This window comes from Paraburkholderia sp. RAU2J, from assembly GCF_003634845.1.
Taxonomy (GTDB): domain Bacteria; phylum Pseudomonadota; class Gammaproteobacteria; order Burkholderiales; family Burkholderiaceae; genus Paraburkholderia; species Paraburkholderia fynbosensis.
On the sequence record NZ_RBXG01000001.1, the window covers coordinates 609750 to 624177 of the forward strand.

At 65.6% G+C, this 14428-nt stretch carries 14 protein-coding genes; 6 read left to right on the top strand and 8 right to left on the bottom strand.

From position 1 onward, the window contains the following. Positions 1 to 90: 90 nt before the first annotated feature. Positions 91 to 1143, bottom strand: a complete 1053-nt coding sequence (gene murB, locus B0G69_RS02800; protein ID WP_121319050.1) for a UDP-N-acetylmuramate dehydrogenase — start codon at positions 1141 to 1143, stop codon at positions 91 to 93. Between the two features lie 183 nt (positions 1144 to 1326). Here murB and B0G69_RS02805 point away from each other — a divergent pair, with 183 nt between their 5' ends. Beyond that, positions 1327 to 1812, top strand: a complete 486-nt coding sequence (locus B0G69_RS02805) for a YajQ family cyclic di-GMP-binding protein (RefSeq protein ID WP_007180572.1) — start codon at positions 1327 to 1329, stop codon at positions 1810 to 1812. Positions 1813 to 2156: 344 nt separating this feature from the next. Here the strand turns inward: B0G69_RS02805 and plsY are convergent, their stop codons facing one another. Both plsY and ybaK read right to left on the bottom strand, forming a co-directional pair. After that, on the bottom strand, positions 2157 to 2792 hold the full coding sequence (gene plsY / locus B0G69_RS02810; protein ID WP_121315554.1) for a glycerol-3-phosphate 1-O-acyltransferase PlsY: 636 nt from the start codon (positions 2790 to 2792) through the stop codon (positions 2157 to 2159). Between the two features lie 125 nt (positions 2793 to 2917). Beyond that, positions 2918 to 3409 (bottom strand): Cys-tRNA(Pro) deacylase, encoded by a 492-nt coding sequence (ybaK, locus tag B0G69_RS02815; RefSeq protein ID WP_121315555.1) that lies wholly within the window; start codon positions 3407 to 3409, stop codon positions 2918 to 2920. Positions 3410 to 3735: 326 nt separating this feature from the next. Between ybaK and B0G69_RS02820 the strand changes: the two genes are divergently transcribed. Continuing rightward, positions 3736 to 5295: an AMP-binding protein gene (locus tag B0G69_RS02820; RefSeq protein ID WP_121315556.1), complete on the top strand. Its 1560-nt coding sequence runs from the start codon at positions 3736 to 3738 to the stop codon at positions 5293 to 5295. A gap of 46 nt (positions 5296 to 5341) precedes the next feature. On the opposite strand, the gene xerD is transcribed toward B0G69_RS02820, so the two are convergent. The 3 genes from xerD to queG all read right to left on the bottom strand — a co-directional run bounded on the left by xerD (position 5342) and on the right by queG (position 8141). Next, positions 5342 to 6295: a site-specific tyrosine recombinase XerD gene (gene xerD / locus B0G69_RS02825; RefSeq protein ID WP_121315557.1), complete on the bottom strand. Its 954-nt coding sequence runs from the start codon at positions 6293 to 6295 to the stop codon at positions 5342 to 5344. Further along, complete coding sequence (locus B0G69_RS02830) at positions 6292 to 6762, bottom strand: methylated-DNA--[protein]-cysteine S-methyltransferase (protein WP_121315558.1); 471 nt, start codon at positions 6760 to 6762, stop codon at positions 6292 to 6294. The genes xerD and B0G69_RS02830 overlap by 4 nt, the downstream gene beginning before the upstream one ends. A gap of 140 nt (positions 6763 to 6902) precedes the next feature. Further along, a complete protein-coding gene (queG, locus tag B0G69_RS02835; RefSeq protein WP_121315559.1) occupies positions 6903 to 8141 on the bottom strand; it encodes a tRNA epoxyqueuosine(34) reductase QueG in 1239 nt (412 codons plus the stop codon). Between the two features lie 17 nt (positions 8142 to 8158). Between queG and tsaE the strand changes: the two genes are divergently transcribed. Together tsaE and B0G69_RS02845 are read left to right on the top strand one after the other, a co-directional pair. Continuing rightward, a complete protein-coding gene (tsaE, locus tag B0G69_RS02840) occupies positions 8159 to 8734 on the top strand; it encodes a tRNA (adenosine(37)-N6)-threonylcarbamoyltransferase complex ATPase subunit type 1 TsaE (RefSeq protein ID WP_121315560.1) in 576 nt (191 codons plus the stop codon). Next, positions 8716 to 10308 carry an N-acetylmuramoyl-L-alanine amidase gene (locus tag B0G69_RS02845; RefSeq protein ID WP_121315561.1) on the top strand — a complete coding sequence of 531 codons (1593 nt, stop codon included), beginning with the start codon at positions 8716 to 8718 and terminating at the stop codon, positions 10306 to 10308. The genes tsaE and B0G69_RS02845 overlap by 19 nt, the downstream gene beginning before the upstream one ends. Before the next feature lie 92 nt (positions 10309 to 10400). On the opposite strand, the gene B0G69_RS02850 is transcribed toward B0G69_RS02845, so the two are convergent. Further along, complete coding sequence (locus B0G69_RS02850; protein ID WP_121315562.1) at positions 10401 to 11282, bottom strand: EamA family transporter; 882 nt, start codon at positions 11280 to 11282, stop codon at positions 10401 to 10403. A 176-nt stretch (positions 11283 to 11458) separates the two neighbouring features. On the opposite strand from B0G69_RS02850, the gene B0G69_RS02855 reads away from it, so the two are divergent. Both B0G69_RS02855 and trxA read left to right on the top strand, forming a co-directional pair. Then, positions 11459 to 12334 carry a pirin family protein gene (locus B0G69_RS02855; RefSeq protein ID WP_121315563.1) on the top strand — a complete coding sequence of 292 codons (876 nt, stop codon included), beginning with the start codon at positions 11459 to 11461 and terminating at the stop codon, positions 12332 to 12334. 113 nt (positions 12335 to 12447) lie between these two features. Further along, positions 12448 to 13296 (top strand): thioredoxin, encoded by an 849-nt coding sequence (gene trxA / locus B0G69_RS02860; protein ID WP_121315564.1) that lies wholly within the window; start codon positions 12448 to 12450, stop codon positions 13294 to 13296. A gap of 112 nt (positions 13297 to 13408) precedes the next feature. On the opposite strand, the gene tcdA is transcribed toward trxA, so the two are convergent. Further along, a complete protein-coding gene (gene tcdA, locus B0G69_RS02865; protein WP_121315565.1) occupies positions 13409 to 14266 on the bottom strand; it encodes a tRNA cyclic N6-threonylcarbamoyladenosine(37) synthase TcdA in 858 nt (285 codons plus the stop codon). Positions 14267 to 14428: the final 162 nt, after the last annotated feature.

Here is a 14428-nt window from a genome sequence, read left to right on the forward strand (position 1 = left end):
GCCCAGCGCACCGTTGAAGCACTTCTGAGAGCGCTGGCAGCAAGACTTCGGCGCCTCAAACTCAGTCGGCCGCCACCCGCGCCCGTCGCGTCACAAACAAACCGGCTCCGCTTCCAACTCCACACCGAATCGCTCCAGCACGTCCCGCTGAATCGCATCGGCAAGCGCCAACACCTCCGCGCCGCTCGCGCCGCCACGATTCACGAGCACCAGCGCCTGCCGCTCATGCACGGCCGCCGCGCCCATCGCACGGCCTTTCCAGCCGCATCGGTCGATCAACCAGCCCGCCGCGAGCTTCACCCGCCCATCCGCCTGAAGATAGGACACGACATCCGGCTCCCGGCTCTTCAACGCGTCGAACTGCGCCGCGTCGACCACCGGATTCTTGAAGAAACTCCCGGCGTTGCCGAGTTCCAGCGGATCGGGCAGCTTCGCGCGCCGCACCGCCACCACCGCATCGAAGATGGCCCGCGCGGTCGGCGGCCTGTCACCGCCATTGGCATGATCAGAGCCCGCGGCCAACTCACGCGCCAGATCCGCGTAACCGGCGCGCGGCTGCCAGACCTTCGGCAAGCGGAACGTCACCGACGTGATCACGAACCGGTCACGCCCTTCCCGCTTGAAGAAGCTGTCGCGATAGCCGAACCCACAGGCCTCGGCATCGAATTCGACGACGTCGCCCGTTGCCAGCTCCACGGCCCGCAGCGAGGCGAACCGCTCGCACATTTCCAATCCATAGGCGCCGATATTCTGAATCGGCGCCGCGCCGACCGTGCCCGGAATCAGAGCGAGATTCTCCAGCCCCGGCAATCCCTGCGACAAAGTCCATGCGACGAACTCGTGCCACGGTTCGCCGCCGGCCGCCTCAACGTACCATGCGTCATCGTCCTCGCGCACGACGCGGCGGCCCCGCAATGCCACCAGCAGCACCAGGCCGGGGAAGTCGCCGGTCAGCACGACGTTGCTGCCGCCGCCCAGCACAAGCCGCGGCAGCCCCGTCGCGCGGGCATCGCGCACCGCGGCCATCAATTGCGCGTCGCGCTCGATGCGGCATGCAAACTGCGCGCGGACATCGAAACCAAAGGTGTTGTGCGCCTTCAGCGGATAGCCGGCAATGAACGCGGCGGAATCGGAGTGGGACATCGGAATCGAGGAGAATGAAACAGCGAAAGAGACCAGATCGCGCCCGGCCGCGCGACAATGCGCGGCGGCCTTGGGCAAAAGGGAGTGGCGTCGGTAAAATGACGTCCGGTTCGTGATTATAGCGAGTGCCCGTGCGCAGCCGACCGGCCGCGTCACGCACCGCAGCACTATTGGGAGAATGCAATGCCATCGTTTGACGTCGTCTGCGAAGCGAACATGATCGAAGTCAAGAACGCGATCGAACAGTCCAACAAGGAAATTTCCACGCGCTTCGACTTCAAAGGGTCGGACGCGCGCGTCGAACATAAGGAAAACGAAATCACCGCCTACGCCGACGACGACTTCAAGCTCGGCCAGGTAAAGGACGTACTGCTGTCGAAAATGGCCAAGCGCAACGTGGACGTGCGCTTTCTCGACTACGGCAAGATCGAGAAGATCGGCGGCGACAAGGTCAAGCAGGTCATCAAGATCAAGAAGGGCGTCTCGGGCGATCTGTCGAAGAAAATCGTGCGTCTCGTGAAGGACAGCAAGATCAAGGTCCAGGCGAGCATTCAGGGCGACGCGGTGCGCATCACCGGCGGCAAGCGCGACGATCTGCAAAGCGTGATTGCGATGCTGCGCAAGGACGTGACCGATACGCCGCTCGACTTCAATAACTTCCGGGACTGAGGCTTAGGGGGCGCGGCTATGCCCCAGGGGTGAAGAACGGACGACGGGCAACGGGCAAGCGCGAGGCGTGCCCCCGCGCAGGGCTTGCGAGCCCTCCACACCGGGGTCGCCTTACCCGTGCGCCGCCCAACACGAACTCGTAACTTGCCGGCTAGCCGGTCGCGCCTGGTTTCGCGTTCGCAGCGCACGGCCTGGGTGGAGTCAGCGAGCAACCCGAATGAAATCCCGTATCACCGCCATACCGCCCGGGCAGCAGCAACGGCCGGTCTGCGGGCAGTCCAGATGAGACGGCTTGCGCGATCAATCGGCGCGCAACTCGTGCGGCATGCACGCCCCATCCATCCTCAAAGGTCGTTACCCGCCGCCGGCGTAGCCGCCTTCTTTTTATCCCCGATGCGGCTTTCCTGCCCGCGCATCAGCTTGGCGATGTTGCCGCGATGGCGCCACACCAGCAGCGAACTCATCACGACGATCGCCAGCGCGATCACGCGCGGCCCGAACAGAAACGCGTAAAAAAGCGGCGCGAACACCGCAGCGGCCAGCGCCGCCAGCGAGGAATAACGCGTAAAGAACGCAACGATCAGCCACGTCAGCAGGGTCGCGATACCGAGCGTCGGATTGATCGCGAGCAGCACGCCCGCTGCGGTCGCCACACCCTTGCCACCCTTGAAGCGGAAGAACACCGGATACAGGTGGCCGAGAAACACCGCGACCGACGCAATCGCCACCGACGTCCCGTCCAGCCCGTAGCGCGCGCCGAAGTGCACGACGAACCACACCGGCAGCCAGCCCTTGAAGGCATCGCCGATCAGCGTGAGAATCGCCGCCTTCTTGCTGCCGCTGCGCAGCACGTTGGTGGCGCCGGGGTTGCCCGAGCCGTATGAGCGCGGGTCGTCGAGGCCCATTGCGGCGCTCACGATCACGGCGAACGACACCGAACCGATCAGATAGGCAACGACAGCAACGATCAGGTTTTGCATCTGGGACTCTTATAAGGATCAGCGGTCTGAAACTCAATACTCCAACCGCAACAGGGAACGCAACTCGGAACAAAGCGGCGCACATTCTACCGAACGCGGCCGCCCGGAAAACATTCGCGCAAACGTCAATCGACGCTCGCGCACTGCACCGCCTTCGCCGCCAGCAGATCGGTCAGCACCGTCGGCTCGATGCTGACCAGAAAGCCGCGCCGGCCGCCGTTCAGCCAGATCCTGTCCATTTCGAGAATGCTCGACTCGACGTAGACCGGCATCTGCTTGCGCGTACCGAACGGCGACGTGCCGCCGATCAGATAGCCGGAATGCCGGTTCGCCACCTCGGGCTTGCAGGGCTCGACGCGCTTTGCACCGATCTGCCGGGCGAGGTTTTTGGTGCTGACGGTGCGGTCGCCGTGCATCAGCACGATCAGCGGCTTCGCGTGTTCGTCTTCCATCACGAGGGTCTTCACGACATGATGCTCGTCCACGCCGAGCTGGCGCGCCGACTCGCCGGTGCCGCCGTGCTCGACGTAATCGTAAGGATGCTCGCCGAACGTGACGCCATGGCGGCGCAGAAACTGCGTGGCCGGCGTTTCGGAGACGTGTCTGGATTTGCTCATCGGCGCATTGTAATGGCGAGTTTGCACATCGGCTATTTGCCGAACGGCCGATTGTGCGGTCCATGCGGGTGTGGCACGATCGTTCGAAAAAGCGCTGACTCCGGTCGACCGCCGTTGGCATGGGACCGGAGTAAGCGCTAAAGCGCTGACTCCGGTCGACCGCCGTTGGCATGGGACCGGAGTAAGCGCTAAAGCGCTGACTCCGGTCGACCGCCGTTGGCATGGGATCGGAGTAAGCGCTAAAGCGCTGACTCCGGTCGACCGCCGTAGGCATGGGACCGGAGTAAGCGCTAAAGCGCTAACTCCGGTCGACACAGGAGACACCATTGAATCTCGACTCATCCACCCGTTCCACAATCGACATCCCCGCCCTGCTCGCCGCGCTGCCGGCGCGCATCGCCGAGATTCCGGCGCTCGCCGCCGCGCGCGATCCGCAGCACATCGCCTTGATCGAGGACGCGCGCCAGTTGACCAGCGCGCAACTGCTGCAAGCCGTCGACGCCGTGACGGCCCTGCTGCGCGCATGGGGCGTGCGTGGCGGCGACCGCGTGATGATCGTCGCGGAAAACAGCATCGCGCAGATCGTGCTGTTGTTCGCGACCGCGCGGCTCGACGCGTGGGCGCTGGTGTCGAACGCCCGCCTGTCCGCAGCCGAACTCGACGCTATCCGCGCGCACGCACAACCTCGCGTGGTCGCGTACGCGGTGGAATCCGGTGATGCCCAACAGCACGCGCTGCGCCACCAGGCGACGGCAGCGCCGGCTATCACGCCGGACATCGGCGCGTGGTCGTACACCGTGGACAGCACGGCGCTAGCCGAACCGGTCGAAGCCGCCAACCACCGCCAATGCGCCGCGCTGATCTACACCACCGGCACCACCGGCGCGCCAAAAGGCGTGATGCTGTCACATCGCAATCTGCTGTACATCGCCGCGGTGTCGAGCCGCCTGCGCAAGGTCGGTCCCGGCGACGTCGTCTATGCCGTGCTGCCGATCTCGCACGTGTACGGCTTCGCGTCGGTGTGCCTGGGCAGCCTGCACGCCGGCGCGACCTTGCGGCTCGCGCCGCGCTTCGCGCCGGAAGCCGTGCGCCGCGCCCTCGCCGACGAACGCGTGTCGATCTTCCAGGGCGTGCCGGCCATGCACGCGAAACTGCTCGAACATCTGCAGACGCGCGGCCTTCCGTGGTCCGCGCCGCACCTGCGCTTTGCCTACTCGGGCGGCTCGCCGCTCGACGCCGCGCTCAAGGCGCAGGTCGAAGCCGTCTACGGTCTGCCGCTGCACAACGGCTACGGCATGACCGAGAGCAGCCCCACGGTATCGCACACGATGCTCGACGCGCCGCGCAGCGACTGCTCGGTCGGCGAGGTCATTCCGGGCGTCGAGGTGAAGTTCGTCGGACTCGACGGTGCCGACACGGCGCCGGGAGAAATCGGCGAGCTATGGGTGCGCGGGCCGAACGTGATGCTCGGCTACTACCGCAGTCCGGAGCAAACCCGCGCGGCCGTGACCGCGGACGGCTGGCTCAAGACCGGCGATCTCGCGCGCCAGGACGCGGACGGCGCGCTGCATATCGTCGGGCGCAGCAAGGAGTTGATCATCCGCTCGGGGTTCAACGTCTATCCGGCCGAGGTCGAGCATGTGTTGAATGCGCATCCGCAAGTCGTGCAGTCGGCGGTGATCGGACGCGCGGTCGAGGGCAACGAGGAAGTGATCGCGTTCGTCGAATTGACGGCGGGCGCGACCGTGACGCCCGCCGACTTGATCGCGTGGTGCGGGGAGCGTCTCGCGCCGTACAAGCGGCCCGCCGAATTGAAGGTGCTCGCCGCGCTGCCGGCCGCTTCGACCGGCAAGATCCTTAAACACCGGCTGCGCGAATTCGTCTGAAGCAGGCCCAACGGCACGCGCCGCGCGCGCGGAACGCAAGCGCGCCTCATCCTCGCGGATGATGCTGCGCATGCAGCGACTTCAGCCGTTCGCGGGCCACGTGGGTATAGATCTGCGTAGTCGAGATATCGGTATGGCCGAGCAGCAGTTGCACGACGCGCAGGTCGGCGCCGTGATTGAGCAGGTGCGTCGCGAACGCGTGCCGCAACGTGTGCGGCGACAACGGCGCGTGCACATCGGCCGCTGCCGCGTGGCGTTTGATGATGTTCCAGAACTGCTGGCGCGTCATGCCTTCGGCACGGCTCGTGACGAACAGCGCATCGGTGGCGCGCGCGCCGAGCAACGCAGGGCGCGCCTCGCGCAGATAACGCTCGATCCACCCATGCGCCTCTTCACCGAACGGAATCAGGCGCTCCTTCGAGCCCTTGCCCATCACGCGCACCACACCTTCGTTCAGTCCCACTTCCACGGTCTTCAGCGTGACGAGTTCGGTAACGCGCAAACCGCTCGCGTACATCAGTTCCAGCATCGTGCGATCGCGCAAGCCCAGCGCGGTGCCGATGTCGGGCGCGCCGAGCAAAGCTTCGACTTGCGCTTCGGTGAGCGTCGACGGAAAACGCGGCGGCTGCTGCGCCGAACGGATGCGCAGTGTCGGATCGACCGTCGCGCGATGCTCGCGCACCGCCCACGCGTAGTAGCGGCGAAACACCGAAAGACGCCGGTTCGCCGAGGTCGATTTGTCGTGCTGGCGCGCGGCGCTGTACGCGTTGAGGTCGGCTTCGCCGACTGTATCGAGCGACATGTTGCGGCTCGCCGCGAGCCATTCTGAGAACAGCCGCAGGTCGCGGCGGTACGCATCGAGCGTGTTGCGCGACAGGCCGTGCTCGAGCCACAGCGCGTCGCAGAACACGTCGATCGACGCGAGGCTCGCGAGCAGCTCCGGCGATGAAGCGGATGAAGGTGACACGACGCTCGCGCCGTCTGCGGTGATGTCGCTCATGCGTACGGAATGCCCTCATGCGCCAGCAGCCAGCGCTTGACGTTGCGAAAGAAGCCCTCTTCGGCGTGATGCGCGAAGCCGCCGATACCGCTCGAACTCACGACGCGATGACACGGAATCACAATCGGAAAGTCATTCGCGCCGCAAGCCTGGCCGACCGCGCGCGGCACGCTGCCCAACTGCCTCGCCAACTGTCCGTAGGTCAGCACGACGCCGGGCGGAATCTCGCAGAGCGCCTGCCACACCCGCCGCTGAAACGCGGTGCCGACGGACGCCAGCGGCAACTCGAACCGCGCGGACGGCTGCTCGAAATATCGTTCGATCTGCTCGACCGCTTGCCGCGCCAACGGCGTGTCGGGCGTGACGCTCTGCACCGAATCCGGCAGATAGACGATCGCGCGCACGGCCTCGCCTTCGACACGAATGCCGACCTTGCCGAACGGTGCATCGATCACTGCGTTGAACATGATTGCCTGCTCCTGACAGACGCGGCGCACTGGCTTGCAACGGCCACGTAGCAACCTGCATGGATGTGCAGGCGCTCTACGCGAACCCTATGCGCAAACCGCGCCGTACAAAAACATCCGCTGAATGAACTGCCGCTACTCTACGCCGCTTCCAACGCCCACTCCACGTGCTCGCGCACCACGGCGGAAGGGTCGTCGGCGCGCTGCCGCAGTGCCTGCACGATCGCCTCGCGCGCCGCACCATTCAAACTTCCCGCAGACGCTCTGAGCGCATTACCCATCCCCACCGCGAGATTACGCAGCCAGCTCTCGTAGCCGATGCGGCGAATCGCGCTGCCCTGCATGCGCGTATCGAACTCGTCCGCGCTCCACGCGAACAGCTCGACCAGCGACGCGCGATCGAGCCCATGCCGCACATCGAAATCGGCGACCGGCGCAGCCTGCGCGAACTTGTTCCATGGACACGCGAGCTGGCAATCGTCGCAGCCATACACACGATTGCCGATCAGCGGCCGCATGTCCAGGGGAATACTGCCTTTGAGTTCAATCGTGAGATACGAGATGCACAGGCGCGCATCGACCTTGTAAGGCGCGACGATCGCCCCGGTCGGACATGCGCCGATGCAGCGCGTGCAACTGCCGCAATGCGAGCCCGGCGTTTCCGGCGCGATCTCGGGCAAGGTTTCGGCATCGGTCGGCAAAGGCACGTCGACATAGATTTCCCCGAGGAAAAACAGCGATCCGGCGTCGCGTTGCAACAGCAGCGTGTGCTTGCCGCGCCAGCCGATGCCCGCCTTCTGCGCAAGTTCTACTTCCAACACCGGCGCCGAATCGGTAAATACGCGGTAGCCGAACGCGCCGATCTCGGCTTCGATTTTCTCGGCCAGATGTTGCAGACGGTTACGCATCACCTTGTGATAGTCGCGGCCGCGCGCATAGATCGACACCACCGCCGCCGACGGGTCCGCGAGCCGCGCCTGCTCCGCTGCGCGCCACTCGCGTGCTAGCGGCCCTTCCTGCGTGGTGGTCTGGTTCGCGTTGCCGCTCAGCGTGTCGAAAGGCAAATAGGCGATACGCGCGGTAATCACGCGTCGCGTGCCGGCCACAAGCTCGGCCGGGCGCGCGCGTTTCGTCCCGTGTTTCGCCATATAATCCATCTCGCCGTGGCACCCCGCTTCCAGCCACGCTGCAAGCGGCGCTTCGGCAGAGGAGAGGTCGGTGTCGCTAATGCCGATCGCCCCGAAACCCAATTCACGGCCCCAGCTTTTGATGTTCAGCGCGAGCGCATTCAGCGCCGCTTCATCGAAATGACGCACGGCACGCGCGGCGTCGACGGACGCGGGCGTGCTGGAAACAGGGGACTCCGGACTTCGGTTCATCACGCCATTTTACGAGAATGCCTGCCAACTCCGATCACGCGATTCAACCGCCCGCCGCCGTCCTGCTCGAACGCGTCTTCGCGCTCGCGGACGAAGCCGCCACGCTCGCCTTCGGCGAGCGCTTCGCGCAGGCGATCGAAAGCGTGCGCGCAACGATCGCCCAACGTGGCAACGCGTTCCACGGACTGCAGGTGCAACTCGTCGGCGACCTTGGCGCGGGCAAGACCACGCTCGTGCGCGCGACCTTGCGCGGCCTCGGCCACACCGGCCGCGTGCGCAGTCCCACTTACACGCTCGTCGAACCTTACGTGCTCGAACCACGGCAAGGTGAACGAGGCGAACTCGGGGAACTCGCGCTCTATCACTTCGATCTTTACAGATTCACCGACCCGGCCGAATGGGCCGACGCGGGCTTTCGCGAATACTTCGACAGCGGCGCGGTCTGCCTCGTCGAATGGCCGCAACGCGCAGGGCGTCTTCTCGGCGTGCCGGATCTCGTCTTCTCGCTCGACCTCGACAGCGACGGCGACGGCCGCGTGCTCGTCGCACGGGCATACAGCGAATCAGGAAAGGCATGTCTCGAAAGATGTTGATCAAACCGTTCCGCTCGATCGAATCGGCGGCCACCGCAACGCATAACTGGCGGCGCCGGCAGATTCTGCGGGCGGGCGCCTCCACGCTCGTGCTCGGCCTCGTCGCGCCGCGTCTGGCCATGGCCAGTTCGGTGCTCGGCGTGCGCGTCTGGCCCGCGCGCGACTATACGCGCGTGACGATCGAATCCGATCAGCCGTTGCAGAACGCACAGCAATTGTTGCAAGGACCGGACCGGCTGGTGGTCGATCTGAGCGGCCTCGATCTCGATCAGGCGCTCAAGGATCTCGTCTCGAAGATCACGCCGAACGATCCGCAGATTTCGTCGGTGCGGGTCGGGCAATATCAGCCGCACGTGGTGCGCATGGTGTTCGACCTGAAGGGTTCGGTGAAGCCGCAGGTATTCACGCTGCCGCCGGTCGGCGCGTACAAGTACCGGCTGGTGTTCGACCTCTATCCGGCGGTCGCGCCCGATCCGCTGATGGACCTGCTCGCGCAGACCGAGCACAAGCAGCAGACGCTGAACGAAGAGAACGGCGTGCCGCCCGCCACGCTGAGCGGCCCCGGCACGCCGCCCACCGCCGACAACAGCGAAGCATTCTTCGAGCGCTATGCGCAGAACGGCGGCGGCAACACTGCGCCGAATGCGCCGCGTCCGTCCGTGCACGTCACCCCCGCGCCTACCGCGCCGATCATCGCGGGCAAGCCGGCCGCGCCGCTCGCCCCGCTCTCGCCGCCCGCCGCGATTGCGCGCAACAACAAAGGCGGCAACAGCGGCAATAGCGCGCGCAGCCAGGACAGCGACGATACGGACGGCGGCGACACCTACGCGTTCAGCACGCCCAAATCCGGCAAGAGCAACACGGTGCGTCTGCTGACGGTCGCCATCGACCCGGGTCATGGCGGCGAAGACCCGGGTGCGATCGGCGGCTCGGGCACCTACGAGAAGCACGTCGCGCTCGACATCGCGAAAAAGCTGCGCGCGAAGATCGACGCGCAGCCGAACATGCGCGCCATGATGACGCGCGACGCCGACTTCTTCGTGCCGCTGAACGTGCGCGTGCAAAAAGCGCGGCGCGTCGGCGCGGACCTGTTCGTGTCGATCCACGCGGACGCGTTCACCACGCCGGAGGCGAAGGGCTCGTCGGTGTTCGCGCTGTCCGAACATGGCGCGTCGAGCGCCGCGGCGCGCTGGATGGCGAACAAGGAGAACTCGTCGGATCAGATCGGCGGGATCAACATCAAGTCCGCCGACGCCACCGTCAACCGTGCACTGTTCGATATGTCGACCACCGCGCAGATTCGCGATTCGATGCGCTACGGCAACTTCGTGCTGAAGGAAATCGGCGGGATCAACAAGCTGCACAAGGGCTCGGTCGAACAGGCGGGGTTCGCCGTGCTGAAGGCGCCGGACATTCCGTCGATCCTCGTCGAGACCGCGTTCATCAGCAACCCGGACGAGGAGCGCCGTCTGAACGACGACGCGTATCGCGAGAAGATGGCCGACGCGATCCTGACCGGCATCAAGCGCTATTTCGCGGCGAACCCGCCGCTGGCAAAAAACCGCATGACGTGATGCATTGGCGTGCCGCCACGCAATGAACAACGGCCGCTCGACGCGGCCGTTGTTCCTGATGCGTTCGCGCGCACGAGCGGCGCTTGGCAGGCTCAACGCGCCGGCGTCAACCGCTGCACGACCCAGCCGCCGAACACGTTCACGGCGAGGCCCGCCATCACCAGCAGCGCGCCGCCGATTTGCGCCATGGTCAATTGCTCATCGAGCAGCAGCGACGCCGACGCCAGCCCGACGATCGGCACCAGCAACGAAAACGGCGCGACCTGGCTTGCCGGATAGCGCGACAGCAGGCGGCTCCACAAGCCATAACCGAGCAACGTCGCGATGAAGGCGAGATACACGATCGCGAAGATCGACATCGCGCTGATGCCCGTCAGTGCCGCGGCCATCTTCTGCGGCCCCTCGAACAGATACGACGCGGCGAAGAACGGCAGCGGCGGGATCAGACTGCCCCACACCACCAGCCCGACGAGATCGACCTTGCCGACTTTCTTCGTGACGATGTTGCCGAGCGCCCACATGCACGCGGCGCACAACGTCAGCACGAAACCGGCGACGCTCATCGAATGGCCGCCTTGCAGGCCAATCACCGCGAGCCCGCCCGCCGCGATCAGCAAACCCGCGACGTTCGGCAAACGAAACCGCTCGTGCAGGAACAGCGCCGCGAACATCAGCGTGAAGAACGCCTGGGCCTGCAGCACCAGCGAAGCGAGCCCGGCCGGCATGCCGACGTACATCGCCGAGAACAGAAAAGCGAATTGCCCGAACGAGATCGTCGCGCCGTATGCGAGCAGCCAGCACCACGGCAGGTTCGGGCGTTTGACGAAGAACACCGCCGGCACCGCCGCGACCGTGAAGCGCAAGGCGCCGAGCAGCATCGGCGGCACCCCGTGCAGGCCCACCTTGATCACGACGAAATTGACGCCCCACGCGAGCACCACCACCAGCGCGAGCAGCAAGTCCCTGGGCGACATCCCGGTCTCCGATTGATTGTCCAATCCGGGAGTTTAGCGGAGCCGGCAGCGCGGCGTGATCGCCCACGCTACGCGTTCCCCCAGCGCCGCTGTGCCACGAACCGTCGGCATCGCGCGCTGCGCAGTAGAATCGTCCATTAAGCCATCCCCACCGACCATTTCAGCCGAGCCCGCCCATGACCTCCTCGATCAAAGCAGTCCTCAAACCGCATCTGCGCGACGTCGGTAGTCTGACGGTGCGGCGCGTGCTGCCCGCCATGGCAGCGCGCCTGATCGGCCCGTTCATTTTCTTCGACCACATGGGCCCGGCGACGCTCGAACCGGGCGTCGGCCTCGACGTGCGCCCACATCCGCACATCGGTCTGGCCACCGTCACCTATCTGTTCGAAGGCGCGATCATGCATCGCGACAGCCTCGGCTCCGAGCAGAAAATCGTCCCCGGCGACGTCAACTGGATGACCGCGGGGCGCGGCATCGTCCATTCCGAGCGCACGCCCGCCGAAGACCGCGCGAGCGGCGTGACGATGCACGGCATCCAGACCTGGGTCGCGCTGCCGCTCGCGGACGAAGAGATCGAGCCGTCGTTCGCGCATCACGCCGCCGACACGCTGCCGCTCGTCGAGCGCAACGGCGTATCGCTGCGGGTGATCGCGGGCACGGCCTTCGGCGTGGAGTCGCCGGTCAGGACGTTTTCGGGCACGCTGTACGTCGCCGCGGAATTCGCGCCGGGCGGCGCCTTCGCGCTCGAACCGGAGCACGAGGAACGCGGCGTCTATCTCGTGGATGGCGATCTGGAGATCGACGGCGAGCCGCTCGAAGCCGGTCAGATGGCAGTGCTCGCGCTCGACGAAACCGTCACGCTCGCCAGCACGCACGGCGCGCGCGTCATGCTGCTCGGTGGCGAGAAGCTGGACGGCGAGCGCTTCATCGAATGGAATTTCGTCGCCAGTTCGCGCGCAAAGATTGAGGCCGCGAAACTCGCGTGGACTCATCAGGAGATGGGCACGGTGCCGGGTGAAACCGAATGGATTCCGCTGCCGGAACGCAAATGAGCGCAAATGAGCGCAAATGAGCGCCGCCGGCTGACGCAAGCCGGCGCCGGCCGGATTGAATCCGCGCTGTTCGGCCCCAATTAATCACAAACCGTTTTATCGACGAGGACGCAATGGACACCACTCTGGCCACTTTTGAACAGGACGTCATCACGGCGTCGACACTGGCCCCCGTGCTGGTCGATTTCTGGGCGCCGTGGTGCGGCCCCTGCAAGAGCCTCGGCCCGATGCTCGAAAAGCTCGAAGCCGAAGCGGCCGGCAAATGGAAACTGGTGAAGGTCAACGTGGACGAAAATCAGGAACTGGCCGCGCACTTCCAGGTGCGCAGCATTCCGCACGTAATCGCCTTTGCCGACGGCCGGCCGGTCGATCAGTTCATCGGCGTGTTGCCTGAAGGTCAGTTGCGCGAGTTTATCGAGCGGCTCGTGCCGCAAGGCGCGGATGCGGCGCGCCTCGAAGCGCAGACCGCGTTGGCCGAAGGCCGCCGTGACGATGCGTACGACGCGCTGCAAGCCGCCCTCGCCTACGACCCGGGTTTCGACGAAGCGCGTATGGACCGCATCGAGCTGCTGCTCGAAGACAACCGCATCGACGAGGCGCGCAACGAGGTGGATCTGCTGTCGCCGAAAACGACGCAAGGCATCGACGCGCGTTTCAACGCGATCAAGACGCGCCTCGATGCAGTGGATGCCGCCGCCGACCTGCCGCCGACCGACGCGCTGGAGGCCAAAGTCGCGGCCGCTCCGGACGATCTCGAAGCGCGCTTCGATCTGGCGAGCGCGCTGATCGCGCGTCGCAAATATGCGCAAGCGCTCGAACACCTGCTTGCGATCGTGCAACGCGATCGCACGTTCCGCGACGATATCGGCCGCAAGACGATGTTGTCGGTGTTCGATCTGGCCGCGCATCAGCCGGAGCTGGTGTCGCAGTGGCGGCGCAAGCTGAGCGCATCGTTGTTCTGATTCGCGCCGGGTTCACGCGTGGTGGCCGCAAGCAAGCGCGGCTATCGCGCCTGAATCCGCGGCCATCGCACCTCACCATGCCGCGCGCTCACGCGGCACTCGCCTCACCGCATCAGGCCACCGCCTGCTTCGCCAACGCTCGCAACACATGCGCCGCGGCGGCAAAACCGAAGCTTGCCGTCACGCACACGCTCGATCCAAATCCCGCGCAGTTCAACCCGACCGGTCCCATGTGGCCCGGCGACGTGCTCACGTGCTCGGCTTGCACATCGATATCGCAGACGGCCGCTTCCGGGTAGATCAACGGCTCGTCGGAATACACGGCGCTCACCTTGAACTTCGCCTTCGGTCCGCGCGGGAAGCCGTGCTGTTTGCGCAACTGACCGCGCACTTTCGACAGCAGCGGGTCCTGGATCGTCAGCGCGAGATCGTCGATACGAATGCGCGTCGGGTCGAGCTGACCGCCCGCGCCGCCCACCGTGATCAACGCCTGTTGACGCTCGACACACCATGCGATCAGCGCGGTCTTCGTGCGCACGCTGTCGATCGCGTCGATCACGTAGTCGAAGCCGCCGCCGAGCGTCGCCGCGAAGTTGTCCGGCTCGACGAAGTCTTCGATCAGCCGCACGTCGCAATACGGATTGATCGCGGCGATGCGCTCGGCCATCGCTTCGACTTTCGGCTTTCCGTAGTTGCCGTCGAGCGCATGAATCTGCCGGTTGGTGTTGCTTTCGGCGACGTTATCCAGATCGATCAGCGTCAGCGTGCCGACCGCGCTGCGCGCGAGCGCCTCGGCCACCCACGACCCCACGCCACCGATGCCGATCACCGCGACGTGCGCGCCTTCGAACGCGGCGAGCGCCGGCGCGCCGTACAGGCGGGCGATGCCGCCGAAGCGCCGCGCGCGGTCGGCGGTTTCACTCCCGTCGAGGCTGGTAGTAAGATCGGATTGCGCGGTGGTGCTGGACATGATGGCGGGGCTCGTTGAAAACTGGCAAGACAGAAAGTGACGGCGCTCAAGGGGGTTTGGCGCGCTCAGCCCGTATTTTGCCTGAACGCGTCGATCGGCATCGCCGCGGCTGCGGCTGCGGCGGCGGCGAAGGCGCAAAGCCATGCATGGCACGCGGTCTTG

Excerpts from the sequence above, each read along its gene's own strand:
- murB (WP_121319050.1), bottom strand. The coding sequence starts at position 1,143 with ATGTCCCACTCCGATTCCGCCGCGTTCATTGCCGGCTATCCGCTGAAG.
- B0G69_RS02805 (WP_007180572.1), top strand. The coding sequence starts at position 1,327 with ATGCCATCGTTTGACGTCGTCTGCGAAGCGAACATGATCGAAGTCAAG.
- plsY (WP_121315554.1), bottom strand. The coding sequence starts at position 2,792 with ATGCAAAACCTGATCGTTGCTGTCGTTGCCTATCTGATCGGTTCGGTG.
- ybaK (WP_121315555.1), bottom strand. The coding sequence starts at position 3,409 with ATGAGCAAATCCAGACACGTCTCCGAAACGCCGGCCACGCAGTTTCTG.
- xerD (WP_121315557.1), bottom strand. The coding sequence starts at position 6,295 with ATGAGCGACATCACCGCAGACGGCGCGAGCGTCGTGTCACCTTCATCC.
- B0G69_RS02830 (WP_121315558.1), bottom strand. The coding sequence starts at position 6,762 with ATGTTCAACGCAGTGATCGATGCACCGTTCGGCAAGGTCGGCATTCGT.
- queG (WP_121315559.1), bottom strand. The coding sequence starts at position 8,141 with ATGAACCGAAGTCCGGAGTCCCCTGTTTCCAGCACGCCCGCGTCCGTC.
- tsaE (WP_121315560.1), top strand. The coding sequence starts at position 8,159 with ATGCCTGCCAACTCCGATCACGCGATTCAACCGCCCGCCGCCGTCCTG.
- B0G69_RS02845 (WP_121315561.1), top strand. The coding sequence starts at position 8,716 with ATGTCTCGAAAGATGTTGATCAAACCGTTCCGCTCGATCGAATCGGCG.
- B0G69_RS02850 (WP_121315562.1), bottom strand. The coding sequence starts at position 11,282 with ATGTCGCCCAGGGACTTGCTGCTCGCGCTGGTGGTGGTGCTCGCGTGG.
- B0G69_RS02855 (WP_121315563.1), top strand. The coding sequence starts at position 11,459 with ATGACCTCCTCGATCAAAGCAGTCCTCAAACCGCATCTGCGCGACGTC.
- trxA (WP_121315564.1), top strand. The coding sequence starts at position 12,448 with ATGGACACCACTCTGGCCACTTTTGAACAGGACGTCATCACGGCGTCG.
- tcdA (WP_121315565.1), bottom strand. The coding sequence starts at position 14,266 with ATGTCCAGCACCACCGCGCAATCCGATCTTACTACCAGCCTCGACGGG.